Genomic DNA, 24,677 nt, shown 5'->3' on the forward strand with positions numbered 1-24,677 from the left:
TTTTGTGGCGTTTTTATCCATAAAGGTCTAGTCTTTTTGTTCGCTCTGCTGGGTTTTGCTTTCCATGAGCGTCAGAATTTCCGAAAAATCCCGCGCTTCCGTAAAATCACGGTACACGCTGGCAAAGCGCACATAACCAACGCCGTCCACTTCCTTAAGGGCATCCATCGCCAGTTCGCCAATACGGGCCGAAGCGACTTCCGTATCTCCCGATGCCTCAAGCTGACGCACCACCCCGGTTACGATCTGCTCCATCTGCTCATCCGATACCGGGCGCTTGCGCAGGGCAATACGGATGGAGCGGGAAATTTTATCCCTGTCAAACGGGGCGCGGCGTCCATCCTGCTTGACCACCACCAGTTCGCGCAGCTGCACGCGTTCCACCGTGGTAAAGCGCTGCCCACAGGACAGGCACGCCCGACGGCGGCGAATGGCCGACCCCTCTTCATTGGGTCGACTGTCCTTGACCTGACTATCCGGGTTCCCGCAAAAAGGGCAACGCATGATGGTACCAACCTTCTCTCAGGCGCGTATCCGACGGCATTGTGCTGTTCAAAGAGCGCTAGGTGACAATCAGATATTTGTTTTAACCGGGTTCGTCCATACTGCCCATGCCCCAAGGCCCACGGAGTAACCATGAAACCTCGTTACCAAGCAATTCTGGCCAGCGCCCTGCTCAGCCTGACGGCACTCAGCCCCGTGCATGCCCAGGAACACAATACCGGGCCGTCCGTTCCCGGACAGGCCGATGCGCAAAAAGATATTACCATTACCGATAGTGCGTTGCACTTCCCTACCACGCCGGGGCAAGGGCAGGCGGAACTCTATTTTACACTCACCAATAACAGCCACACGACCCACCTGCTAACCGGGGTTACCTCCCCCGCATGCAGCAAGCTGATTGGCTACCACACCGATCAGGAAAATACCCCCGGCACACGGCACCTGTTCCAGCATCTGGCACTGCCGGAAACAACAACGCTGGTGTTCGCAAGTGCGGGCTACCACATGCTCTGCGTTGGTCCGGTCGCGCAAGCACTGGGCCAGTCCAATGTGCAGGTTACATTCCAGTTTTTGGGCGGGTCGAGCAAAAGTGTTTCAACCCCCATCACGTCCGCCGCCCAGTAAGGAACTCCCGCCTCCAAAGTAAGCGGAACAAAACCCGCCTGCTTTGGAGGCAGGTCGCTTTTAGCCACCCGTATAGGTGCTGAGTGTGCGCTTAACAGCCTGATGCCACCCAGCAATCATGGTCCGGCGCTGGGTGCTGTCCATTTTGGGTTCAAACAGAGTGCCGCGCGCCCATTCGGCCGCCACGTTTTCCTCATTTTCCCAGACACCTGTCGCCATACCCGCCAAAAAGCCAGCGCCCAAGGCTGTCGTTTCAACATTGCGGGGGCGTTCGACCTTGGCTTGCAGCATGTCGGCAAGGAACTGGCAGTACCAGTCATTGGCGGACATGCCACCATCCACACGAATGCTCTCGGTGGTGCCGCCACCATCCTGCACCATGGCACTGACCAGATCCAGCGTCTGATACGCCACAGACTCCAGTGCCGCGCGGGCAATATGGGCCGCCGTTGCATCCAGTGTTAGACCACAGATCAGGCCGCGCGCATCGGGGTCCCAATGTGGTGCGCCAAGCCCGACAAAACCCGGCACCATATACACACCATGGCTATGGGGCACGCGGGTTGCCATATCGTCCGTCTGGGAGGCATGCGTGATTAGGTGCAGGCCGTCTCGCAGCCATTTAATGGCCGCACCGGCCACAAAAATGGACCCTTCCAGCGCATAGGTTGGCTTGCCGTTCAGGCGGTAGGCAACTGTGGTCAGCATCCGGTTGCGCGATTCCACGGGTTTGTCGCCCGTGTTCAGCAGCAAAAAGCAGCCTGTGCCGTAGGTGGCCTTGGCCATACCCGGCGTAAAGCAGGCCTGCCCCACAACGGCTGCCTGCTGGTCCCCCGCAATCCCGGCAATGGGAATGGCCCGCCCGAACAGGGCTGGGTCCGTCTCGCCATACAGGGTGCTGCTATCCTTGACTTCGGGCAGCAGGGCCGCAGGAATACGGAACAGGGACAACAAATCCTCGTCCCACTGCTGCCGATGAATATCAAACAGCATGGTGCGCGAGGCATTCGTTGCATCGGTCGCATGGACCTTGCCGCCGGTCAGACGCCACAAAATGAAGGAATCAATGGTGCCAAACGCCAGTTCGCCCTTTTCCGCACGGGCACGCGCACCGGCCACATTGTCCAGCAGCCATGCCAGTTTTGTGGCGGAAAAATAGGGGTCCAACAGCAGGCCCGTGCGTTCGCGCACCAGAGCCTCGGCTCCTTCGTCGCGCAGTTTCTGGCACACACTGGCGGTCCGCCGGTCCTGCCAGACAATAGCGCGATGGATCGGCTTGCCCGTGCTGCGCTCCCATACCACTATGGTTTCGCGCTGGTTGGTAATGCCAATGCCCGCAACCCGATCTATGGCGCCACTCTGTTCCAGTGCTGCACGGGCGGTGTTGAGCACATCGGTCCAGATATCTTCCGGGCAGTGCTCAACCCAGCCTGCATTGGGGTAATGCTGGGGGAACTCCTGACGGGCGGCAGCCAGTTCGTTGGCATCGCGGTCAAAAACAATGCTGCGGGTTGACGTTGTTCCCTGATCGATCGCCAGAACACAATCTTTTTTGGTCATGGGGAATATCCCTTCTATTCTGAGCAGTCAGTCTGCCGCAGGAGTGGAGTGGCGGCCCAGAGCGGGCATGAACGGACGCAGCAGCGTCTGATAGAGTGTGGCGCCAATAACACCGCCCGCAAGCGGGCCAACAACAGGCACCCACCAGTAATTCTGGGGAGATGGCAGAGCCGTGCGCCCCCACCCTGCCACAAAGCAGAACAGGCGCGGTCCAAAGTCACGCGCGGGGTTAATGGCCCAACCTTCCAGATAACCCGAGGACGCACCGATAATGGCAACCAGCAGGCCAATAATCAATGCGCCGGAATTCGCCTGCGGGGCTGCCGTATTGTACTGGCAGGTCACGGCAAAAATACCAAGGACGAGGAATGCGGTCAGAATTGTCTCGTTCAGGAGCGCATGCAGGGGCGTTACAAATTCCCCCGGATGGGTAAAGAACACGCCCGCAGCCGCGCCATCATTGGCAAAGTCCAGATGGTGGGCCAGCGCGTAATGCACAATAACCGAGCCATACAGGGCATACACCAAAGATGCCCCCAAAAAGCCCCCCACAACCTGCGCCACCCAGTAAGGGAGCACCTTGCGCCATGCAAAACCACGGTAGCAAGCCAATGCCAGCGTTACCGCAGGGTTGGCATGGGTGCCTGAAACGGCCCCCGTTACGTAAATGGCAAGGGTCACACCCAGCCCCCACGTAATGGCGACCCCCCAGTAGGACAGCTGGTAGGGGCTGGGGTCGTACAGCGAGTACATGGCCGCAACTGAATCACCCACCAGAATGATGATCAGCACAGCCAGACACTCGGCTATCAGTTCGCCCAGCAGTGAGTTCTTTACCTTATCCATAATCTTTCCTCTTTTTATTTTTTTTGTTCGGAAAGCGGTGTTTTACAGATCAGACAGCTTTCTTCTGAACATAGGTTTCAACACGGGCTTTTTCCGCGTCATTCAGGTGCAGGCCAAGCTTGCTACGCCGCCACAGAACATCTTCTGCCGTACGCGCCCACTCCCGGTCCATCAGGTAATCGACCTCACGCGTAGTCAGGTCACCACCAAGCAGTTCACCCATGGCGTCCATGGTATCAGCCTGCCCGATAATTTCGTATGTGCGGCTACCGTAGTTGCGCATCAGGCGCCATGCCAGCCCCTCTGGCAACCAGGGCGCCACACGGCGCAGGCGGGCCAATGCGCCATCAAACCCACCTTCACCAATATCACCACCGGGCAGAACCTCGCTTGCAGTCCAGCTCTGGCCACCAACTGCGGGCAGAACGGGGGCAAGCTTTTCCAGCGCATGCTCGGCCAGTTTACGGTAGGTTGTAATTTTGCCACCAAAAATGGACAGCAAAGGCGCGCCGTCCTGCGTGTCCAGATCCAGAACATAATCGCGCGTTACGGCGGAGGCATTGGCCGATGCATCGTCATACAACGGGCGCAGTCCGGCATAGCTCCACACCACATCGCTTTCGCGCACCTGAACATTCAGGTAGCGGTTCACGCTTTCGCACAGATAGGTCACTTCGTCTGGCGCAATGCCGACCTTGCCCGGTTCTTCCTTCCACGGAATATCGGTGGTGCCGATCAGGGTGAACTTCTGTTCGTAGGGAATAGCGAAAACAATCCGCTTATCCGGGTTTTGGAAAATATATGCCTGCGGCCCCTCGTACACACGCGGGACAATAATATGGCTCCCCTTGACCAGCCGCACGGATTTGGAATTAGGGATTTTGAGCGTATCGGCCAGCAGACGCGCAACCCACGGCCCGGCAGCATTGACCATAGCTTTGGCACGCACGGTCTGGGTCTCGCCTGTCGTGCGGTTTTCCAGCGTTGCCACCCACTGCCCGTTCACGCGCTGCGCTGCAATCAGGCGTGTGCGCACGCGCACATCCGCCCCACGCTCGGCGGCGTCCATGGCGTTCAGCACAACAAGGCGACTATCCTGCACCCAGCCATCGGAATAAATGAAGCCCTTGGTATATTCAGGTTTGAGCGCACGCCCTGAAGAATGCTTACGAAAATCCACACCAATGGATTTGGGCAACGTCATGTTGGATGCCAGATGATCGTACAGAAACAGCCCGGCCTTGAGCATCCACGCAGGACGAACCAGCTTGGAATGGGGCAGCACAAACCGCAACGGCCACATAATGTGGGGGGCCATGGTCAGCAGGCGTTCACGCTCCATCAGGGCTTCGCGCACAAGGCGGAACTCGTAATATTCCAGATAACGCAGGCCGCCGTGGATGAGCTTGGTGCTGGATGAGGATGTATAGCTTGCCAGATCATCCTGCTCGACCAACAGGACAGACGCGCCACGCCCGCAGGCGTCACGCGCAATGCCGGTGCCGTTAACGCCCCCCCCGACAACAAGAAGGTCATAAATACGCTCGGATGATGCAGGTGCTGACATGGCTTTTATCGGTTCCATCTAGACGAAGGCTTTGTTCGTTTTATTCGAATTCGAAAACAGAACGCAAGAACTATGGTCAGCGTCCCCGCCGGAAGAGATTTTTTGAACCATCATGTTTCTTTTACGAACATTCCTGCGCGCCAATAACATGCAAATCCACGTCATGCTCACGCAAAATGGCACGAATGCCCGCAGGTGGCATCTGATCCGTAAAAAACGCATTGATCTGGGATATATGCCCCACCCGCGCCATGGGCCTGCGCAAAAATTTGGTGTGGTCCGCCAGCAGAAAAACGGTTCTGGCATTGCGCATAATGGCTTGCGCGGCATTAATTTCATCCGCGTCAAAATCCAGCAATGTGCCGTCCGCATCAATGCCAGAAATGCCAATAACGCCAAAATCCGCCCGATACTGCTCAATCATGGCCGCAGCAGCGGGGCCAACAATGCCGCCATCGCGCAGTCGCACGCTGCCGCCCGTAATAATCAGGCTACATTCGGGTGCTGGCGCCAGCAGCGTGGCCACGTGAATATTATTGGTGATCACCCGCAAAGTGCGGTGGGTACGCAACGAGCGGGCAAAAGCCTCTGTGGTGGTGCCTATGTTGATAAACAGGGAGGCGCCATCAGGAATCGCCTTTGCGGCTTCGCGCCCTATGGCTTCCTTTTCCTGAAAATGCAGGATCTGGCGGTCGGAATACGCAATGTTTTCAGCGGGCGACAGGCTGCTGGCCCCCCCGTGGTGGCGGGCCAGCAGGCCCTGCCCAGCCATCATGTTCACGTCCCGGCGCACGGTCTGGACGGTTACACCCAACTCCCGCGCCAGTTCCTCGCTCGCAACATAACCATGCTGGTTGACCAGCCGCAAAATATGCCTGCGCCGCCTTTCCAGAGCGTTGCTCATGCGGGTTCGGCCTCAATAACTGCTAACACGGCCTCTCCATAACGTTCCAACTTGGAGCGGCCCACGCCTTTAATTTCTCCCAACGTATCCAGATCATCGGGTTTTTCGAGCGCGATATCCTTCAGGACCGAATCATGGAAGATGACATAAGGCGGTATTTCCTGCTCTTTTGCTTCTTCCCGCCGCCACTTGCGCAACGCTTCAAACAATGCCTGCCGGTCCTCTGGCAAATCGAGTGCGACCGATTGCCTTTGCCCCCTGCCCGAGCCAGCATTCCCGCCATGTTCCACAACCGGGTCCGCCCGCAAGGCAACGCTTTCCTCCCCTCGCAGGATCGGGCGGGCAATATCGGGGTTCAGTCGCAGTCCGCCGTATTGTCCTTCTATGCGCAAGGCGCCACGCGCAATAAGCTGGCGCACCACACCGCGCCAGAACTGCTCGCTTCTATCCTGCCCTATTCCCCAGACCGAAAGCTTGTCATGCCCGTTGCGGCTTATGCCATCCGTCTGTTTAGCCCGCAAAACGGCAATAACATGCAGCGCGCCAAAACTTTCTCCCGTGCGGTATACGGCGGACAACAGCTTTCGGGCGGCCTCCGTTCCATCAAACGTCAGAACTGGGTGGCGGCAATTATCACAATGGCCACAAGGCTGCTCCAGTTCCTCACCAAAGCAGTTCAGCAACGCCTGTGTGCGACAGCCTGTTGTTTCCGTAAACGCGATCATGGCCTCCAGACGGCTGCGCATGATCCGTTTTTCGTTATCGGGGGCGGCAGACTGGTCCAGCCAGTAACGTGCACGGGCTATGTCCTCCCCACCGTAGAGCAGCACCGTATCGGACGGCAGGCCATCACGCCCGGCCCGACCGATCTGCTGATAATAGGCCTCGGGCGAGGATGGCATATCCAGATGCACAACGGCGCGCACGTCTGGACGGTCTATGCCCATGCCAAACGCAACCGTGGCCACAATAACCAATGGCTCACCAGAACGAAAACGCAGCAATGCCGCGCGTTTTTCCACAGGGGAGAGGCCGGCATGGTACGCAAGGGCAGGCCAGCCCCGCTCACGCAGGGACGCCGCTATACGCTCGGTTCTGGCCCGGCTGCCACAATAGACAATGGCGGCGTCCTCCCTGTAGCGCTCCAGCGCCACAAGCAGTTGTTTAAGCTCCGAACCCTTGGGCTGGACGGCAATATTCAGGTTTGGCCGATGGAAGCTGGAGACCAGAACATGCGCATGGGGCATGTCGAGTGCAGCCAGAATATCATCTCGTGTGCGTTCATCTGCCGTGGCGGTCAGGGCCAAGCGCGGCACATTGGGAAAATGCCGCGGCAGTGCGGTCAGGGCACGGTATTCAGGCCGGAACTCATGCCCCCAGGCCGAAATACAATGTGCTTCATCAATGGCAATAATGGAAAGCGGGATGCGCGTAAGCCGGTCGAGCGTGCCTGAAGACAAAAGCCGTTCGGGCGAAATATAGAGCAGGTCCACGCGCCCATTGGCCAGATCAGACCTGATCTGGGCAGATTCGTTTTCATCCAGCTCGGAATGCAGGGCCGCGGCATTAACACCAAGCTGCCTAAGCCCTGCGACCTGATCATCCATCAGCGCAATAAGGGGGGAGATTACCAGCCCCATGCCCGGTCGGCACAAAGCTGGAATCTGGTAGCAGATACTTTTGCCCCCACCCGTGGGCATGAGCACAAGGGCATCCTGCCCCTGCATGGCGCATTCCACAGCCTGCGCCTGTAAACTGCGAAAACCCGGAAACCCGAAAACAGCCTGCAAAACCTCCAGCACGGACCGGTTACAAAACCGATCCCGTGGTGGCGCTGAAAACGCCATGTCCTCCGGCGGGCCTAGGGGTGGCTCATACGGAGGAATGTCGGTGAATGCAGGTTCTGTTTCCTCCATGGTGCTCAGGGGCTTGTCAGTTCAATCTCTACACGGCGGGAACCAACAACCATCCCTTCCATATTGGACGGTGCACGGGGTGTTTCCACAATGCGGTCAGCCCGAACGCCATCTTGCTGTAGTTTGGCGGTTACGGCCTTGGCGCGCTGGATTGCAACAAGGGCATCGGCAGAGAGGTCTTTGCCTGCACCGGCATAACCTTCAACCCGCACAATGCGGGAGGGATGCTTGTCCGCTTCCTGCGCGACCTGCGCAACCACGTCCAGCCCGGCCTGATCGAGTTCAGCCGACTGATTGGAAAAAAACACAATATATTTGCGAGGGGCCTGACTTGCACAAGCAGCCAGCAGGCTCAGGCAGGCAACTGAAAATAGGCGGCGCATAATGGTCATTCCTATAATGATCAAAACAGAAGCATTTTATTTGGTGCCCCTCCCGGCTGCTGGCGTCAATAACGATTCCAGCAGGCCTAAGCAGCAGCGGCTTTTGCCACCCCGTCTGACAGACGCCAGATACGGTCCAGCTTTTCCACCCCGGTCAGGCGGTGGGCAATCAGTATAACGGTGCGCCCCTCGGTTACGTTGTTCAACGTCCGCAGGAACTCCTGCTCTGTCTGTGCGTCCAGCCCGGTGGCGGGTTCGTCCAGAATAAGAATGGGTGCGGGGGCGAGCAAGGTGCGCGCCAGAGCAATACGGCGCCCCTGCCCACCGGACAGGCGAATACCTCCCTCGCCGACCCATGTATCCAGCCCTTCTGGCAGGGAGCGCACCACATCGGACACAGCAGCCTGATCAAGCGCTCTCCACATATCCTCTTCCGAAGCATCGGGGCGACCGAGTAGAAGATTGGCGCGAATAGTATCGTCAAACAGATGCGTTGCCTGCGAGAGCCATGCCATTTTGCTGCGCACGGACTCTGGACGAATGGTGGCCATATCTTCCCCACCCAACACAATATGCCCACTCTGCGGGCTGGCCGCACGCAACAGCAAAGCCGCCAGACTGGATTTACCAGCCCCTGAAGGTCCCAGAATGGCAACCCGGCTCCCTGCGGGAATATCGAGCGTCAGCCCTTTCAAAACCCACGGCCTGTCTTCCGCCCAGCGGAAGCGCACATTCTCCAGACGGATACTCGTGTTGGCTGGCGCATCCTGCTGGGCTGCCTGTGCGCGGGCAACGGCAGGCTTTACAGCCATTTCCACCACCCGGCGGGCGGACGCCCCCATAATACCAGCCTGCAACCCGGCGCGGGTAAGGGTAACCGCGCTTTCAAACGCAGCCACACTCAGAAAGAGTATGCTCACGCCTTCAAGCGCCCCCAGCCTGGGGAGCAGAATGCCACCAATGGCCAGCAGTACCAAAAATATGGCGATCTGCCCAAACAGAAAGGCCAGAGCATTGGCAAACGCCGCACGGCGGGCAACGGCCATCTGCCCTTGCAGCAGTGCTGCATCTGCTGCCTGAACACGGGCCAGCATCCGCCCTTCCGCACCAAAAGCACGGATCTCGCGCAGCCCACCAACCAGATCAAGCACGGAAATACGCAAATGCGCCAAAAGATGCGCCGACTGTTCAGCCGCTTTTTGCCCCGACCGTGCGATCAGCCAAGGCACCACAAAAGAGGCGCAGGCAAACAGCAGCCCAACAGCCAGCCCCAGAACAAGGCTCTGCCGCCCAACAATAACCAGCAGAGCCGGAAAGGTCAGACCGGCACAGACCAGCGGCACCACAATGCGCAGGTAAAGCCCATCCAGCGCGCCAATATCCGACACCAGACGGGACAGCATATCCCCCGCCCGACGGAACCCCAGACCCGCTGCCGCACCGTGGGCAAGGGAGTGGAAAAACCACACCCGCAGGTCTGCCAGCGCACGGAACATGGCATCATGCGCAAACAGCCGCTCCGCGTAACGCAACGTCACGCGCCCTGCCCCCACCCAGCGCAGCAACGCTGTTGTGACCACCAATTCGCCCAGAACACACCCGGCCAGCCGCAGGCCGGACACCTGCATCAATGCCAGACCGCAGGCCAAAGCCGCCAGCGCCAGCAATACCCCAACAATCAGGCGTGCGCCCTGCCTACGCCATAGGCCAAAGATCACGCATATGGCCTGCCAGTCCGTAAATCTGGCGGAAGACTGGGGAGCTGTAGCAACAGGCGGCACACTGGCCTGCCCGGCGGTTGTCTGATCTTGCGTTGCCATGTCAGGCGGCCCCCTGCCGGTTGATCACACGCCCGTTTTGCAGGTCAATCCGCCGCCCCTTAAACATATGGGCGGCAGCCGAATGCGTAGCCAGAATAACCGTACGGCCAACGGCAAGACGTTGCAGGCTTTCAAAAACACTTTTTTCGGTTGCGGGGTCCAGATGCGCCGTGGGTTCATCCAGCAACAGAACCGGCGCGTTTTTCAGGTAAGCACGGGCAATGGCAATACGCTGCGCCTGACCGCCAGAAAGACCAAACCCACCTTCACCGATCTGTGTATCCAGCCCATCGGGCAGAGTCGGCAAAAACTCGTCCACAGCGGCTGAACGCAGGGCGCTGGCCAGTTCCCGCTCATCTGCATCGGGCTTGGCGAACAGAATATTATCACGCAGGGAGCCTGCAAACAGCACAGGTTTTTGCCCAATCCATGACACCACGCGTGAGAGCGCATCGGGCACGATGCTTTGCAAGGGGGCGCCATTCAACAGCACACGCCCGCTCTGGGGGGTAATAAAGCCCAGCAGCAATTCCATAATGGTCGACTTGCCCGCGCCAGAAGGGCCAGCCAGCACCAGCGTTTCCCCCGCTGGCACGGTAAAACTGACATGCTCCAGCGTAGCCCCACGCGCGGGGTCCCACGTAAAGCCGACATCATCAAACGCGACCATAACGCCATTGGCGCTAACGGTTCTGGCCCCATCCAACACCGGGCGCTCTGTAACTTCTGGCAGGTCCAGTATGGCGGTGGCAGCACCCTGTGCATGCGCCCGGTCCTGATAGGCCAGAGCAAAGCTACGCAGGGGTGCAAAAAATTCCGGCACGGCCAACAGCGCAAACAGACTGGCAATAACAGTCTGCTGCAATGCAGGGGAAGGACCACCTGCCTGCATGGCCAGCGCCTGCCGTCCATCAAGCACTGCCAGCAGAATAAAAGCGGCGACCATGGCGCAGTCGATTGATGCGGAGGAGAGAAATGCAACCCGCAGCACCTTCATGGTGCGTACGCGCAGTTCCTCGGCGGCATCACCCAGACGGCGAGTCTCATCTTCTGTCCGGCCAGCCAGAACAATGGTGGCAATACCTTTAATACGGTCCAGAAAGCGTGCCTGAAGGCGGGTCATGGCCAAAAACTGGTTGCGTGATGCCACAGCCGCACCAATGCCAAACACAGCCTGCCCAACAGGCACCGCCACACCACACAGCCCCAGAATAACAGCCGCACGTGGTTGCATAATGCCAACAGGAAGCAAAATAACAACCGGAGCGGCCATCCACAGCACCGAAGCAGGCACCCAGCGGCCAAAAAAGCCGTCCAGCGCTTCTATCCGGTCCACAACAACAGAAGCCAGCACACCGCTATGGGTGCGGCGCAACAGCGCAGGGCCACCCGCCAGAATGGAGGCCATGACCTCCCCCCGCAAACGCCTGCGCGCAACAATACCAGCCCGTGCGGCGGCCACATCGGCCTGAATCATGCAAAGGGCACGCAAAATGGCCAGAGCCGGAAACAGCAGGAAAGGCCATGCCGGAAATCCCGCTCCCTGCCCACCCGCATGCCAGCCCACAAGGGCATGCCCAAGAACAACAGCCACACACCAGGCCTGCCCAATACCAGCAAGACTGGAGAGCAGCCCGGACCCAACCACTGATCGTGCTGCCTGACGACCAAGACGCGACTGGAGGCGCGTCCAGTTACGTATTGCTGCTTTCTCGTTCCTCATGACAGACAGCGTTTATACTGCTCTGCCAAGGACGCAACAGTTTAGATCGCCACTCCCCGCTGCGCATAAGGCATGCCAGCGTTCTGCGGCTTGCCTTATTTTACGGGTTTTCCGCTTTATCCAGATGCATGACCAGCGTGAACAGCACGCCGTCTTTTCCGCTATAGCTCAAAGATGCCTTTAGCTGTCTGGCAAAACCGTGAATAAGTTTAAGCCCGATCCCCTGTGTGCCAGAGGCCGGGTCAAACGCGCAACCAATGCCATTATCACCAACACTCAGCGTAACCAGATTGCCATTTTTTGTCAGACGCACATGAATGACGCCCATCCGGCCATCGGGAAAGGCGTATTTGATCGAGTTTGTCACGACTTCGGTCACGATCAACGCCAGCGGCACAGCCTGATCCGGGTCCATCCAGAAGCTGTCTGACTCCACCTGTAGACTGATGCGCCCCGCATCTGCCTCCCCCGCAACATGGAAGGTCTGCTCACACAAATCTTTGAGAAAAACAGCCATGTTCAGGCTGGTCAGTGAGTCTTCCGCATAAAGCGTGCGGTGCAGCGTTGCCAGCGCACGGATTCGGTCTCGCGCCAGAGCAAACTCCGCCTTGACCTCCGGGTGGGCTATCTGGTTGGCCTGAAGATTCAAAAGGGATGCAACGATCTGGAGGTTATTCTTCACACGGTGGTGAATTTCCTTCATCAGGAGTTCCTGATGCGCCATGGCCTTCTTCAGCCTTGCCTCATGCCGGGAGAGGCGCTGGGTTGCCCGCGTAAATGCCTGCCCCAGCCGCTGGAGTTCAAGCGGCATGGTGCGTGTAATGCGCCCGTCAAACACGCCTTCCATCTGCCATTTACGCACGGAATATGTCAGCCGCCGCAAAGGCCAGACCAGCACAATATTGGCCGCAAGCGTAACCCCCACCAGACCAGCGGCAAGCAGGAACAGCAGGGCCGCAATCTGGAATACCATGGCGCGCAGGGCATCGGCTTCTATGGGGGTGCGCTGGGTTGAGACAAAAATATCCGCCCCACCAGCAATTCCCCCCAATGCGTACCCCCCCTGCACGGATGGAAGGGACACAACGGACCGATCGCTTTTTTCCAGCTTTTCCTTCAGGCGGAAGACCATATCCGGCCGGGGCTGCTCCCAGTTACAGTTGGTGCATACGGGGAAAAGCTCCCCATCATGCATGAGCAGCCATGCCTGAACGGGGTTTGTATCATCGGAAAAAGCCTCCCACCCCGAGGCCCCGCCCAGATAAGCGCGTGTGCGCGAAATTTGCAGGATGCCAACCAGATAACCGTGTGCTTCCGGCTCGGCCACAAAAGCGGCAGGGACGGTTATGCGCAAAAATGCTCCGTTATCTTCCCCACCACCACTTTTTTGCACAGCCTCCATAACCGTGGCGTTAATACGTGCTGGTGGCGTTAAGGTGCCGACCTCCGCGCAGGAACGCCCCGAAGGGGAGACGGAATCGAGTTTTTGCCCTTTTTCATCCAACACGGCCAAAAAGCAGTAACGCTGCCCGCTAATTGTTTCGGCCAGCCTGAGCGCGTGCACGATCTGGTCGCGGGTCAGGTCCATGTTGCCAATTGTTTCGAGCGCGCTACGCAGGCGGTCGGTATCATGCCGGAACTGCTGGTCCAGCCGCATAATGGCCGCAACCGCGCGTTGGGAACTGCCGACCCTGACTTCCTGATAATTACGAAGGGCCAGAACGGCCCCAATGCTCAGAACGGGAATGCCCGACAGGCAGATCAGCACCCGCATACGCGCACTGGTGGTGATAAACACCCGGCCCAGACCGGACATAAGCAGGCCGCCAAAGCGCCGGACGACCTGCCCGACCGAGGAAAATACAGACAAACGGCTCAGTCCTGCTTGCTCCGGTCTTCCTCAATCAGCTTGAGAAGCTCTTCAGGCACAGGCTCATTCACAACGTCATCAAAAAGCTGGTGCAGGCCACGCTTGAGCCACACATCAAAAGCCTGATCCCGAGACTGCCTGCTTTTGCGGGGGGGAGCGCCGTCCATACTCTTTCCCATTCCGAACCTAGGATCCTGCCATTGTTTGCCTGACGCCGCAGCATGCGGGGCGGGCAATTCATCCCCGACAGACCTGCATCTTTCAAGCTCAGCGTGCGCCATGTTCAGACTACAGCAGCATTCATGCTAGAGGACTCGGCACGCGCGCCACCAATAGGTTTTGTGGCGTTTGCGTGCACGCGACCGCTTTTTTTGCGACCAGCCGCCTCGGACACGGATTCTTCTCCAGTTAACCAGACTTCAAGCTGACGCCGAGCGCGGAAAACCCTGCTTTTGGCCGTACCAACCGCGCAGCCGGACATTTCCGCGAGTTCCTGATAGCTCATTCCTTCCAGAACCCCCAGCACCAAAGCTTCCCGCTGGTCGTCTGGCAGCCGTGCAAGGGCTGCATCCAGTTCCATCAGGGCAAGCCTGTCATCATGCCGGGCGGCTACGGCCAGCATGGACTGGGGGGCATCATCAATATCTGTCGTTTCGCGCTTTTTGCGCAAATCGGAAATAAAGCGGTTCCGCAGGATACGGTGCATCCATGCGCCAAAATTGGTGCCGGGGATAAAACTCTGCTGAGCGGCCAGCGCATTGCAAACAGCATCCTGCACCAGATCTTCGGCGGCGGTGCGGTTGCGGGTCAGGGCCAATGCCTGCACACGCAGCTTGGGCAGGATAGCAATCACCTGATCGTGGAATAACGAGGCTGTCATTGTTTTTACTCCGCTCTTCTTCCGTTTAAGGGAGCAATGAACAAGACCCCGGCAAGGTTACATGGGGATGCATTTTTTGTAATCACGAAAACGAGAGCGTTTGCTCCCAGAAGTTACCCGCCCTCACCCGCCTGCTGTTGCGCCAGTTTATGCAGCATGGTTCTGGCGCGGGACACTCGGGCCTTGATGGTGCCAACATCCACTTCACAAATTTCGGCCGCCTCCACATAGGTCATGCCCTGTGCTCCTATCAGCACCAGTGCTTCACGCAGCAAAGGGGTCAACTGCCAGAGCAGAAGCTCAAGCTCCTGCACTTCCTGCCGCCCATCAGCAGCAGGGGCTGCGCGCAGGGGGGGCTGCTGCTCGTAATGGGCCAGCACCTCGCGCTCTTTTTTGCCACGCCTGCGCTGTTCCAGAAAAAGATTGCGCAGAATGGTAAAGCACCACGCCTTCAGGCTACTCCCCGCTTCATACTGCACCATACGGTCCAGCGCGCGCAGAACAGTCTCCTGCACCAGATCATCAGCCATGGAGGGATCACGCGCCAAAAAGCGGGCAAAGCCGCGCAAAGACGGCAAAAGAGCGAGCAATTCTGCCCTAAAGGTGGAGCGCACGCCCTCATGATCGGGATTTGGTGTGTTAATCAGACTTCATCCCCTTTCAGCAATCGTCGCTCCGTGGCATCATTGCCTTACCGTATGTTTTTATCATGACCTAATCATAAGGAGATTTGTCATGTCAGAGTCACTGCGTGACGGGCTGATCCGGGCTCTCCCTTATGGCAGACGTTATGCACGCGCCCTGACTGGCAACCAGCCGGAGGGCGACCTGCTGGTGGCACAAAGCCTGAGGGGTCTTACATCACAACCCCCTGCGGAAGGGTTTACGCCCCTGCTCCAACTCTATCAGGCAATTTCGCGCCTGTATGGTATGGACGAAACGCATAGAGACACACAGGGGCCGGGTCTTTCCCCCACCCAGCGGCAGTTGCTGCTCCTGACCACGCTGGAAGAAATTAACGTGGAAACAGCAGCCCGCATTATTGGCCTGCCCCATGATCAGGCCATGCAGGAGTTGGAAACAGCCCAGAAACAACTCCACAAAGGCGTGCAGACATCGGTCCTGATTATTGAGGACGAGCCGATTATCGCCATGGATATAGAACTTCTGGTCATGCAGTGTGGTCACAAGGTTGCAGGCGTTGCCCACACACAGGCCGATGCCGTGCAACTGGCCGCACAAACCCGCCCCGGTCTTATTCTGGCGGACATCAACCTCGGTCCGGGGGGGGATGGCATGGCCGCAGTGGCCGAAATTACGGCTACCTTCAAAGTTCCAGTCATTTACGTAACCGCCTACCCCGAAAGACTGCTGACAGGCGAAAAACTGGAACCCTGCTTTGTTATTACCAAACCGTTTGACCCCTTAACCCTTGCCGTTGCCACCTATCAGGCCGTAAGCAGTATGGGTGTAGCTCAGACCTGATCTGTTGGGTAAAAAGCTGCCAGAAACCTTGATCGACTTTATTCTGGAACGGCTCAATCTGTTATGGCGCTCCCCCCCCTACTTCATTTGCAGGACATTACCCTAACCCTCGGCGGCAAGCCGCTCCTTGATGGCGCGGGGTTTGCCGTTGGCAAGGGGGAGCGTGTCTGTCTGGTCGGGCGTAACGGGTCGGGCAAATCCACCCTGCTCAAAATTGCAGCGGGCCTTATTCAGCCAGATGCGGGCACTGTGTTCCTCCAGCCCGGTGCGTCCCTGCGCTACCTGCCGCAAGAACCAGACCTGAGCGCATACGCCACAACGGCCGATTATGTTGCTGCCCAGATTGCCGACCCCAACATGGAATGGCGTACCGGCCCCATGCTGGACGCCCTCGGCCTGACGGGGGAGGAAAGCACAGCCCACCTCTCGGGCGGGGAAACGCGGCGTTGCGCCATTGCAGGCGTGCTGGCAGCCGCCCCCGACGTGCTGTTGCTGGACGAACCAACCAACCATCTGGATATGCCAACCATTGAATGGCTGGAGCGCGAACTGCTCAGCCTTGGCTCGGCCATGATCATGATCAGCCATGACCGGCGGCTGCTTTCAACACTCTCCCGCTCTGTGGTCTGGCTGGACCGGGGCATTACCCGCAGGCTGGATGAAGGGTTTGACCGCTTTGAATCCTGGCGCGAGGAAGTGCTGGAGCAGGAGGAACGAGACGCCCATAAGCTGGACCGCCAGATTGCGCGCGAAGAAGACTGGATGCGCTACGGCGTAACCGCCCGCCGCAAACGCAATGTGCGCCGCGTGCGCGAGTTGGCCGCCCTGCGCACCGCCCGAAAAGACGCCGTGCGCGCTCCGGGCACGGTTACTCTCAATGCCCAGTCCGCCTCCACCTCCAGCCGCCTTGTGGCTGTGGCAGAGGACGTAAACAAGGCATGGGGCGACAAATGCGTTATTCATAACCTTAACCTGCGCGTCCTGCGCGGAGACCGGCTTGGCGTTGTGGGGGCCAACGGTGCGGGCAAAACAACCCTGCTGCGCCTGCTAACCGGGGGCGACCAGCCCGATAGTGGCAGTATTACGCTTGGCCCTTCCTTAAGCATGGTTACTCTGGACCAGCAGCGCCGCTCCCTTGACCCCGAACGCACACTGGCCGAAACCCTGACCGATGGTGGGGGCGACATGGTCCAGATCGGGGACGAAAAGCGCCATGTTATTGGCTATATGAAGGATTTTCTGTTCCGCCCAGAACAGGCCCGCACACCCGTTAGCGCCCTATCCGGCGGGGAGCGGGGCCGCCTGATGCTGGCCTGCGCGCTCGCCAAACCGTCCAACCTGCTTATTCTGGACGAACCCACCAACGATCTGGATTTGGAAACACTGGATATTTTGCAAGATATGCTTTGCACGTATCCCGGCACGGTCCTGTTGGTCAGCCATGACCGTGATTTTCTGGACCGCATAGCCACCTCCGTTCTGGCGGCCGAAGGTGCGGGCGCATGGGTTGAATACGCCGGCGGCTACAGCGACATGCTGGTCCAGCGGAACCTGCAACCGCTGGAAACGTCGCCCGTTGTCGCGGTATCCGAGCCGACAAAACCCCGGGAGCAACCCGCCAGACAGGCTACGCGCAAGCTGAGTTACAAAGACCAGTACGCACTGGACAACCTGCCGCTGGAAATGGAAAAACTGGAGGCCAAAGCCGCCACACACCGCACCAGCATGGCCGACCCCGACCTTTACAACAAGGACCCCAAGGCGTTTGACCGCCACACCGCCGAACTGGAAAAAATTGAGGCAAAACTGGCAGAATGTGAAGAACAGTGGCTTGAACTGGAAATGAAGCGTGAAGCATTATCGGCTGAGTAAGCCGCCATTGCCCACCCCGCGTAACGCCACACAGTAACTTTGCACTCTGAATCGCAGGCATGATGACAAAGCCGCCCGACACGCCCAGACCTTCTGCCGGACCATGGGCAAGCGCGTTCCGGTCGTTACTACGCAACCGCTCCGCTCTTGCCTCTTTTGCTGTTCTTGCCGTTATTGTTCTGGCCAGTTTGTGCGCGCCTTTTTATGCCCACCACATTGCCCATACCGACCCGTTTGTCTCCAACGTAGCAGGCACCATTGTGCTGAACGGGCAGGAAACAGACATTATGCAGCCCAACGACAACCCGCTGCATCTGGGGCTTAGCCCCATTGGACCAACAGGCAGCACCACCTACCTGCTGGGAGCGGACAGTCAGGGGCGCGACATTATGGCCCGCCTGCTCTACGGGGGGCGGAACTCTCTGCTTATTTCCTTTAGTGCGGCACTCCTGTGCCTTGTTATGGCCGGAGTGGTGGGCATTACCGCCGGTTTTTTTGGCGGCATAACAGACATGGTTCTGTCCCGACTGATGGATATTATGTGGGCAGTCCCTGTTTACCTGTTCGCCATCTCGCTCTCCATTGTCACAATCACCTCGGGGCTGCGGATTGGGCCGTTTGTTATAGAGGCTGATAACCTGCTTATTCCCATTGTGATTATAGCACTGGTCTATGTCCCCTATGCCGCACGCCCAGTGCGTGGGCGGGTTATTGCGTTGCGACAGGCCGAGTTTGTAACGGCTGCCAAATGTCTGGGGGTGCCGCGCTGGCGTATTGTGCTGCGTGATATTTTGCCCAATGTCAGCACAACGCTGGTTGTGATGGGGCCATTGCTTATGGCCATGGCCCTGCTGGCGGAAAGTGCATTGTCTTTTCTCTCCATTGGGGTGCAGGCTCCGGCGGCATCATGGGGGACAATCATTCTTGATGGCGAAGGGCTGATATACACCCGCCCCATGGTCGCCATTGCACCCGGTCTGGCTATTGTGGCTGTTGTGCTGGCCCTGAACATTCTGGGCGATGGTCTGCGCGATGCGCTGGACGTGCGCGATACCTCCCGGCGGGAATGAGAGGACGGACAGACCATGATCATGCCCCTCCTGCGCCGTCTGGGTCAGACGGTTTTTGTGCTCTTCGGTATTTCCGCTCTGGTGTTCGCGGTGTTTTTTGCAACCCCCGGAGCCGACCCGACCGCCCGCATTGCAGGGCGTAACGCCGCCCCCCAGACCATGGAAAAAGTCCGCAAGGAATATGGCTTTGACCGCCCCCTACCCGTGCAATACGCCATTATGATGAAAAAACTGTTCATCACGCGGGATCTGGCAAGTTATGCCAACCGGGGTGAACTGGTCGTGCCCGAGATCATGCGTGCAGCCCCTGTTACCCTCTCTCTCGTCACTGGGGCTGCTATCATCTGGGTGGTTCTCTCCATTGCCATGGGGGTTATTGCGGCCGCGTTCAAAGGTTCATGGATTGACCGTGGGCTTATGATTCTAGGATTGGTTGGTATTTCCATTCCTGTTTTCTGGCTTGGTCAGGTTGTTAATCTGATCACCCAGAACCGTTACCATGACACATGGCTGTTTTCGTGGGTGCCGGGGCTGGGCTATGTGCCCTTCAGCCAAAGCCCGGGCGGCTGGTTTTTGGCGCTGGTTATTCCGTGGTGTGTGCTTGCGGTTATGTTTGTTGGTATTTACAGCCGGATTTTACGCGCAGACCTTGTTGGCATTATGGGGGAAGACTTCATACGCACCGCCCGCGCCAAAGGGCTGTCGCCCAGCCGCGTGCTGCTCCGCCATGGCCTGCGCACGGCACTGATTACATTTGTCTCTCTCTTTGGCATGGATTTTGCCCAGCTTGTGGGAGGGGGAGCTTTGCTTACGGAGGTCGTCTTTGGCCTGCCCGGTGTTGGTCGGCTCACCTATCAGGCGCTGAACAGCCTTGATCTGCCCCTTATTATGGCTACGGTCATGTATTCCGCCGTATTTGTGGTGCTGGCCAATGCCTTGGTGGATGCGACCTACATCTTCCTCGACCCAAGGGTGCGTGATGCTGGCTGACAACTCCACTCCCCCCCTGCTTGAAGTGCGCGACCTGTGCGTAAGCTTTACGTCACGCGGGCAGGTTATTCCTATTGTCGAGAATATTTCCTTCAGCATTGGGGATCGGGAAATTCTGGGGCTGGTAGGAGAGTCCGGTTCAGGCAAGTCCATAACCGCCATGGCCCTCATGGGACTGATAGACACACCCGGAGTGCGCATTACCGGTTCCGCCCATTTTAGGGGGCGGGACCTTCTGGCCCTGCCGGGCAGGCAACTCCGCGCCCTGCGGGGGCGGGAGATCGCCATGATCTTTCAGGACCCGATGACGGCCTTTACACCCGTCTACACCATTGGCTGGCAGATTGATGAGCAGTTGCGCGTCCACCAGTCTCTTTCCCGCAGGCAGGCCCGTGCGCGCACAATAGAACTGTTGGGAGAAATGGGGGTACCAGACCCCGCCAATACCGCCAACAGGTACCCCCACCAGCTTTCTGGCGGGTTGCGCCAGCGCGCCATGATCGCCATGGCGCTCTCCTGCAATCCATCTCTTCTGATCGCGGATGAACCGACCACAGCGCTGGACGTAACCGTGCAAGCCCAGATTTTGGAACTCATGCGCAAGCTACGCACGACCTATGGCTCCTCGGTTCTGCTGATTACCCACGACATGGGCGTGGTGGCTGAGACATGCGATAACACACTGGTCCTGTATTCTGGCAGGGTAGCGGAAACCGGAACAACCCAGGCGCTATTTGCTCACCCCCAGCACCCTTATACGGCAGCGCTGCTGGCCTCTATTCCGCCCATGAGCGGACCACGCCCAGATCGGCTACCCGCCATTCCCGGAGGACCACCCCAGCCTATGGAACGCCCCGCAGGCTGCGCCTTTGCGCCACGCTGCATATACACCCATGCTGCCTGCCTGCCTGCCCCGCCTCCACGGTTTTGCACCGTTGGGCCGGGCCATAACGTTGCCTGTGTACTGCCAGAGGAGGGCACCCCCCTGCCCCCACGGTCCGCCGCCAACACAGCATCCATTCCATGAGAAGCCCCATGTCTTCCGCGCCCTCCACCGAGCAGACGGCAAACGCCCCCCAGCCCCTTATGGCGGTCAGGGACGTGTACAAAACCTACACGTTAAAAAAAGGACAGACCTTAAAAGCGGTCGACGGCGTTTCCTTCACCATTATGCCGGGTGAAGTGCTTGGCCTTGTGGGAGAATCCGGTTGCGGAAAATCCACACTGGGGCGCTGCCTCCTGCGGCTGAGTGATGTATCTGCCGGGCAGATTGTATTTGAAGGGCAGGATATAACACACCTACCCGAACGCACCTTACGCCCCCTGCGCCCACGAATGCAGATGGTGTTCCAAGATTCCTACGCATCCCTCAACCCCCGAAGGCGCATCGGGGACCTGCTGGCTGAACCCTTGCGGGTACACCGCACCCCCGAAGGAAGCAGAAGAACTTCCGCCACCATAGCACACAGGCTGGCCGAACTTATGGAACTGGTCAGCCTGCCCCATACAGCGCTTGAGCGGTACCCACACGAATTTTCGGGCGGGCAGCGCCAGCGCATTAACATTGCCCGCGCCCTTGCCCTTGCCCCCCGCCTTATTGTTGCGGACGAACCCGTTTCGGCTCTGGATGTTTCGGTTCAGGCGCAAATTGTAAATCTATTTGCCGATTTACAAAAACACCTTGGACTTACCTATGTGTTTATTGCCCACGACCTTGCGGTTGTGCGCCAGATTTCCACCCGTGTTGCGGTCATGTATCTTGGCGTGATTGTTGAATTGGGCGAGACGGATACCGTTTTGCACCATGCGGCACATCCCTACACCATTGCGCTCACGCAGGCCGTACCCCGCCCGGTTGTGGGGGCCGCACGGCAGGCCCCTTTACGGGGGGAGATTCCAAGCCCGGTTAACAAACCCTCTGGTTGCCGTTTTCATACACGCTGCCCAGCAGCACAGCCCCGCTGCCAGAACGAGGCCCCCGTATTAAGGCAGATTGCCCCCGGCCATGAGGTTGCCTGCCATTATCCTGTTTGAAAAATAACGTAAGGAGTGCACTGAGCACACTCCTTACGCAAAACCTGTTTAATGGTGAGGAGGTTTAACAGCCACAACCTCAATTTCGACCAACCAGCCGGGGTTGGACAGTTGCGCCACGGCAAAAGCGGACCTAACCGGCAGGTTAGGCTGGTCTTTGGTGCCAAAGTACTTTGTGTAGCTTTGCATCATACCATCAAAATCCAGTTTTTTGGTCTGTGCATCGGCAACCATAAACACATGCATCTGCACGACATCCCCCATACCCAGCCCCATTTTTTTAAGAATATCCTGTATCCGTTTAAGGCTCTCATCGGTCTGTGTAGCCATGGAGCCATAGGCTGCCACGCTTTTGGCGGGTGCGGCCGGGTTGGTCACGGGGGCGCCAATGCCGCTGACGTAAACGGTGGAATAGCCCGCAGGCACCTCAACGGCGGATGCAATGGGGTATGCGGCCTCGTTCTGCCGGACAACGCCATTCTGGGCCTGTGCTGGCGCGCACGCCCCCATGCCCACAAGCCCCATAGCCGCAAACATGGTGGAAACTGCAAAAGTTCTGAACATACGCATAAGATTACTCCGCTTCGGGTGTCAGATGCAGGCGCATGAAAGCCACATCTGCGGGATTGAGGGGGTCTTTGTAGTCATTCCCAAAATGTGTGCGAATATACGCCACAACATCGGCAACCTGTCGATCATTCAGCATGCCAGAAAACCACGGCATGCCACCATAACCATTCAAAATGACGGTTGCGGGGTAACTTGCAATCTGCAAACGCGGATTGTGGACAAGTGCTGGAATGCGTGCCCCTGCCCCAACAGCCCCCTGCCCATCCGCCATATGGCAACTCTGGCAGATATGTTTGTAAACAGCCTCGCCCGATGGCATGTCCACCATTTGGGTTGAAGTGGGTGCTGCCCTATCCGCACGCGCAACACCAGACAGGACGAAAGCAGACAGAGCGGCGGAAAAAAGAAAGATCTTACGCATTATGCCGCCCCCAGTGCGCGTTTGTGGAGCCGTGTTACCGCATCCAGCGCGGACAGAACCGCCCCCTCCTGCCAGCACCCAACGTACGAGGCATGCTCCCCCGCCAGAACCACACGCTGGTCAACCGCGCATAGGGCTTGATAATGGGTTTTACGTGCTTCCTCGCTCCAAAGAGCGCAACATCCTAACGTCCACGGGGTCCGGCTCCAGGCGTAGCTTACGCCGTTCAGGAATTCCTTGCGGTATTGTGGATGAAAAGCCAGCCCTTGTTTTATGCCCTCTTCCAGCCGCTCCTGCGGGGTCATACCCGCAAAATCATACGCTGCCGGGCCAAACATATACCCCCCCAACAGAACAGCCGGTCCTTTGGAGAAAATGCCATGACTTGGGTAGGAGACCTGACTGATCGGCTGGTTCGTAAAGCTGATCCCGCCATAAATCTTGTCATCCTCTTCCCAAAACCGCCGTTTGAACTCCAGCCCAAGCTTGACGGATGAACCATAGGGCACGGCTGCTATGGCTGCCTTCATGCCATCACTGACCTGCACATCAAGCTGAGAGAGAATGGAAAGCGGTATGGTGCAAACACAGTAATCCGCCCTGGCATGGCGTACTGCACCACCGTGATGCATATCGTTATAAGTCACGCTTACGCCGCTGTTGTCCTGATGAATGGCGGTTACCTTGCAGTTCAGGCGTATCAGCCCCGGTATCTGTCTGGCAAAGGCCTTGCCAATACTGTCCATGCCGCCAACAGGCTGGAACATGGTTGTCTGCATATCCAACCGTTCGTGAAAGGCCATCCAGTTCCACATTCCGGATTTCCAGATTTCATCCCGGTTCATCAGGTCCGAAGGAATGGGTGCGCCATCTGGCCCACCGCCTTGCGGTTTTTCAAACCCCCGACGGAGCGAACTGAGTGTGCCTTTGGTATATTGCAAGTCTGGCGTCAGTGCTCCCCAGCCCCGCATGGCGTTTTTCAGGTGGGCCACTTCATCCGCACTCATCAGGTCATCCAGTTTGTGCTGATCTACCGCTTTGGCCAGAAGTTCTGCCGTAAAACCCGTAAAATCGGCCGTCAACTCCCTGTAACGCACGGCTTTGCCACCAAAAGAGCCAGTCGAATGGAGCCAGCTATTATGGTTAAGCTCAATAAACGGCTCCAACTGCACGCCAAATTCGCGGCAATAATACAGTAAAGCCTGATGATGGTAAGGAATACGCCACGGACCGGGGTTAATATAGTTCCCTGCGGCAAAACCAACTTTTTGCGTAGCCCCCCCGAGTTCGGCAACCGTATCCCCCCCACGCAGGCTGATGTTGCGCCCACCACTACGGGTCTGGAACTCCAGAACCTGAACATCATACCCGGCCTTGCGCAACTCATACGCACTCAGCATACCCGCCAGACCGGCCCCCAAAACCAGCACGGATGTGCCCCGCTTTGCACCAGACAGGTTGGGTGGGCCGGAAAAATCCGTGCCCATGGCGTGCCCCATGCTGGTCATGGCCTGATAAAGAGCCGCACTCCCTGCCAGCGTGCCAATACGCCCCAAAAGCTGCCTGCGTGTTTGTAAAGGCGCGTGTGATGGACCTGCCATTGCGTATTCCTGCTCTATTTTCCACCCATGGTTCCAT

General features: G+C 58.1%; 23 protein-coding genes. 7 read left to right on the plus strand and 16 right to left on the minus strand.

The features are described 5' to 3' along the window. Positions 1 to 27: 27 nt before the first annotated feature. Entirely contained in the window at positions 28 to 504 is a 477-nt protein-coding gene (nrdR, locus tag AABE20_RS03715) for a transcriptional regulator NrdR (protein ID WP_086646468.1), read from the minus strand. 132 nt (positions 505 to 636) lie between these two features. Between nrdR and AABE20_RS03720 the strand changes: the two genes are divergently transcribed. Then, positions 637 to 1,128 (plus strand): copper chaperone PCu(A)C, encoded by a 492-nt coding sequence (locus tag AABE20_RS03720; protein WP_338331905.1) that lies wholly within the window; start codon positions 637 to 639, stop codon positions 1,126 to 1,128. A 60-nt stretch (positions 1,129 to 1,188) separates the two neighbouring features. On the opposite strand, the gene glpK is transcribed toward AABE20_RS03720, so the two are convergent. The 12 genes from glpK to AABE20_RS03780 all read right to left on the minus strand — a co-directional run bounded on the left by glpK (position 1,189) and on the right by AABE20_RS03780 (position 15,127). Beyond that, positions 1,189 to 2,688, minus strand: coding sequence for a glycerol kinase GlpK (gene glpK / locus AABE20_RS03725; protein ID WP_338331906.1), 1,500 nt, complete (start codon positions 2,686 to 2,688; stop codon positions 1,189 to 1,191). Positions 2,689 to 2,715: 27 nt separating this feature from the next. Beyond that, positions 2,716 to 3,534: an MIP/aquaporin family protein gene (locus AABE20_RS03730; RefSeq protein ID WP_338331907.1), complete on the minus strand. Its 819-nt coding sequence runs from the start codon at positions 3,532 to 3,534 to the stop codon at positions 2,716 to 2,718. Between the two features lie 49 nt (positions 3,535 to 3,583). Further along, on the minus strand, positions 3,584 to 5,101 hold the full coding sequence (gene glpD / locus AABE20_RS03735) for a glycerol-3-phosphate dehydrogenase (protein WP_338331908.1): 1,518 nt from the start codon (positions 5,099 to 5,101) through the stop codon (positions 3,584 to 3,586). Between the two features lie 121 nt (positions 5,102 to 5,222). Further along, positions 5,223 to 6,005, minus strand: a complete 783-nt coding sequence (locus tag AABE20_RS03740; RefSeq protein ID WP_338331909.1) for a DeoR/GlpR family DNA-binding transcription regulator — start codon at positions 6,003 to 6,005, stop codon at positions 5,223 to 5,225. Then, complete coding sequence (gene recQ, locus AABE20_RS03745) at positions 6,002 to 7,852, minus strand: DNA helicase RecQ (RefSeq protein ID WP_338331910.1); 1,851 nt, start codon at positions 7,850 to 7,852, stop codon at positions 6,002 to 6,004. The genes AABE20_RS03740 and recQ overlap by 4 nt, the downstream gene beginning before the upstream one ends. 74 nt (positions 7,853 to 7,926) lie before the next feature. Next, positions 7,927 to 8,304 carry an OmpA family protein gene (locus tag AABE20_RS03750; RefSeq protein WP_338331911.1) on the minus strand — a complete coding sequence of 126 codons (378 nt, stop codon included), beginning with the start codon at positions 8,302 to 8,304 and terminating at the stop codon, positions 7,927 to 7,929. 86 nt (positions 8,305 to 8,390) lie between these two features. Further along, on the minus strand, positions 8,391 to 10,124 hold the full coding sequence (gene cydC / locus AABE20_RS03755) for a thiol reductant ABC exporter subunit CydC (RefSeq protein WP_338331912.1): 1,734 nt from the start codon (positions 10,122 to 10,124) through the stop codon (positions 8,391 to 8,393). A 1-nt stretch (position 10,125) separates the two neighbouring features. Then, a complete protein-coding gene (cydD, locus tag AABE20_RS03760) occupies positions 10,126 to 11,847 on the minus strand; it encodes a thiol reductant ABC exporter subunit CydD (protein WP_338331913.1) in 1,722 nt (573 codons plus the stop codon). 100 nt (positions 11,848 to 11,947) lie between these two features. Then, positions 11,948 to 13,621: a sensor histidine kinase gene (locus AABE20_RS03765; RefSeq protein WP_338331965.1), complete on the minus strand. Its 1,674-nt coding sequence runs from the start codon at positions 13,619 to 13,621 to the stop codon at positions 11,948 to 11,950. A gap of 101 nt (positions 13,622 to 13,722) precedes the next feature. Further along, positions 13,723 to 13,884 (minus strand): NepR family anti-sigma factor, encoded by a 162-nt coding sequence (locus tag AABE20_RS03770; RefSeq protein WP_338331914.1) that lies wholly within the window; start codon positions 13,882 to 13,884, stop codon positions 13,723 to 13,725. 116 nt (positions 13,885 to 14,000) lie between these two features. Next, a complete protein-coding gene (locus AABE20_RS03775) occupies positions 14,001 to 14,597 on the minus strand; it encodes a sigma-70 family RNA polymerase sigma factor (RefSeq protein WP_338331915.1) in 597 nt (198 codons plus the stop codon). 113 nt (positions 14,598 to 14,710) lie between these two features. Further along, positions 14,711 to 15,127, minus strand: a complete 417-nt coding sequence (locus tag AABE20_RS03780; protein WP_408740681.1) for a sigma-70 family RNA polymerase sigma factor — start codon at positions 15,125 to 15,127, stop codon at positions 14,711 to 14,713. 205 nt (positions 15,128 to 15,332) lie between these two features. Here AABE20_RS03780 and AABE20_RS03785 point away from each other — a divergent pair, with 205 nt between their 5' ends. The 6 genes from AABE20_RS03785 (at position 15,333) to AABE20_RS03810 (ending at position 22,048) form a co-directional block, all read left to right on the plus strand. Continuing rightward, positions 15,333 to 16,082: a response regulator gene (locus AABE20_RS03785; protein WP_338331917.1), complete on the plus strand. Its 750-nt coding sequence runs from the start codon at positions 15,333 to 15,335 to the stop codon at positions 16,080 to 16,082. Positions 16,083 to 16,145: 63 nt separating this feature from the next. Then, complete coding sequence (locus AABE20_RS03790; RefSeq protein ID WP_338331918.1) at positions 16,146 to 17,954, plus strand: ABC-F family ATP-binding cassette domain-containing protein; 1,809 nt, start codon at positions 16,146 to 16,148, stop codon at positions 17,952 to 17,954. A 59-nt stretch (positions 17,955 to 18,013) separates the two neighbouring features. Next, the gene (locus AABE20_RS03795; protein ID WP_338331919.1) at positions 18,014 to 19,024 is read left to right on the plus strand and encodes an ABC transporter permease; all 1,011 of its coding nucleotides are present in this window, start codon (positions 18,014 to 18,016) and stop codon (positions 19,022 to 19,024) included. Between the two features lie 15 nt (positions 19,025 to 19,039). Continuing rightward, positions 19,040 to 20,014 carry an ABC transporter permease gene (locus AABE20_RS03800; RefSeq protein WP_338331920.1) on the plus strand — a complete coding sequence of 325 codons (975 nt, stop codon included), beginning with the start codon at positions 19,040 to 19,042 and terminating at the stop codon, positions 20,012 to 20,014. Beyond that, positions 20,004 to 21,041: an ABC transporter ATP-binding protein gene (locus AABE20_RS03805; protein WP_338331921.1), complete on the plus strand. Its 1,038-nt coding sequence runs from the start codon at positions 20,004 to 20,006 to the stop codon at positions 21,039 to 21,041. The genes AABE20_RS03800 and AABE20_RS03805 overlap by 11 nt, the downstream gene beginning before the upstream one ends. Before the next feature lie 8 nt (positions 21,042 to 21,049). After that, positions 21,050 to 22,048 carry an ABC transporter ATP-binding protein gene (locus AABE20_RS03810; protein ID WP_408740669.1) on the plus strand — a complete coding sequence of 333 codons (999 nt, stop codon included), beginning with the start codon at positions 21,050 to 21,052 and terminating at the stop codon, positions 22,046 to 22,048. Between the two features lie 48 nt (positions 22,049 to 22,096). Here the strand turns inward: AABE20_RS03810 and AABE20_RS03815 are convergent, their stop codons facing one another. Genes AABE20_RS03815 through AABE20_RS03825 form a run of 3 tightly spaced genes read right to left on the minus strand, consistent with a single transcriptional unit; the run spans position 22,097 to position 24,640 of the window. Continuing rightward, on the minus strand, positions 22,097 to 22,618 hold the full coding sequence (locus tag AABE20_RS03815; RefSeq protein WP_338331922.1) for a RidA family protein: 522 nt from the start codon (positions 22,616 to 22,618) through the stop codon (positions 22,097 to 22,099). 4 nt (positions 22,619 to 22,622) lie between these two features. Next, positions 22,623 to 23,039: a c-type cytochrome gene (locus tag AABE20_RS03820; protein ID WP_338331923.1), complete on the minus strand. Its 417-nt coding sequence runs from the start codon at positions 23,037 to 23,039 to the stop codon at positions 22,623 to 22,625. Then, positions 23,039 to 24,640 (minus strand): flavin monoamine oxidase family protein, encoded by a 1,602-nt coding sequence (locus AABE20_RS03825; RefSeq protein WP_338331924.1) that lies wholly within the window; start codon positions 24,638 to 24,640, stop codon positions 23,039 to 23,041. The genes AABE20_RS03820 and AABE20_RS03825 overlap by 1 nt, the downstream gene beginning before the upstream one ends. Positions 24,641 to 24,677: the final 37 nt, after the last annotated feature.

This window comes from Acetobacter zythi, assembly GCF_963921165.1.
GTDB lineage: Bacteria > Pseudomonadota > Alphaproteobacteria > Acetobacterales > Acetobacteraceae > Acetobacter.